Annotated in this window: 1 protein-coding gene and 1 pseudogene; both read right to left on the reverse strand. The window is 62.7% G+C overall.

All coding sequences use genetic code 11. The features are described from left to right. A partial coding sequence (locus tag NS334_RS17295; RefSeq protein ID WP_206542742.1) for a hypothetical protein occupies nucleotides 1-280 on the reverse strand: 280 nt, incomplete at its 3' end. After that, a pseudogene (locus NS334_RS17300) lies at nucleotides 277-942 on the reverse strand (VirB4 family type IV secretion/conjugal transfer ATPase); the annotation flags it as partial. The gene NS334_RS17295 and the pseudogene NS334_RS17300, both read right to left, overlap by 4 nt.

Raw genomic sequence — 942 nt, forward strand, 5'->3', positions numbered from 1 at the left:
GCTGATCCGGGGCATAAGATTGGATGGCCTGCGCGCCGGCTCCGCTCTGCGGCTGCACCGTCGGGTTGGTCACGCTGGCTTTCTTGCCGGTCGTGACCGCGCAATGAACGCCGTTGTTCGCATCCTGCCGCTGCGTTGTCACCGGCACCAATTTGACGGTCGTGCCCGCGGTCAGCGATTTCTGCGTCAATTGAGCGGCGTCATTCACCGGAATGTCGGCCAGCGCCGGGACCGCGCCCCCAACGATAAGGCCCGCAACCAGAACCATGCGTCCGATCATGACGCCGCCCTCCCCATGAAGACCGGCAACCATGCTGCCGGATCGTCTCCCAGCTTGGCGCGCAGCGCGTCCAGTTCGGCGACCGTCTCGGTGCGCCCCGACAGGACCTTGATCAGGTCCGGCATGCCGGCGAGGTTGAGACGCGCGACGACGCTGTCGCGGCCATGCTTGATCAAAAAGGACCGGCTCTCGGGCGCGGTCGAACGGATCCAGGTGACTTCGCGTCCCGACAAACGGAAGGCTTGCCGATAGCTCTCGTCGTCGGCTTTCGGATTGGGAAAGAAGATGTTGGTGCTGGTCTGCTCGATCAGCGTATTGGAGGCCTTGGAGCGCACGATGTCGGCCGCCGACTGGGTGCCGAAGCCGACAATGCCGTTCTGTTTGCGAATGGTCTTGAGCTTGTCACGGATAAAGAAGGCGAAAACCTCGTCGTCGAGGAGCCGCCAGCCCTCGTCGAGGAAGATCATGACGGGATCGCCGGTCAGGAGCTCGTCGATGCGGTGGAAGATGTACATTAGCGCCGCGGTGCGCACGACGGGATCGTCGAGCACGCGCGTCATGTCGAAGCCGAACACGGTCGAAAGCGAGAATTGGTCCTGTTCGTTGTTAAACAGCCAGCCTCTCTGATCGGCACGCAACCAGCTTTCGAGCCGGGCTAGGAG

The sequence above is a fragment of the Sphingomonas endophytica genome (assembly GCF_001476895.1).
Lineage (GTDB): Bacteria > Pseudomonadota > Alphaproteobacteria > Sphingomonadales > Sphingomonadaceae > Sphingomonas > Sphingomonas endophytica_A.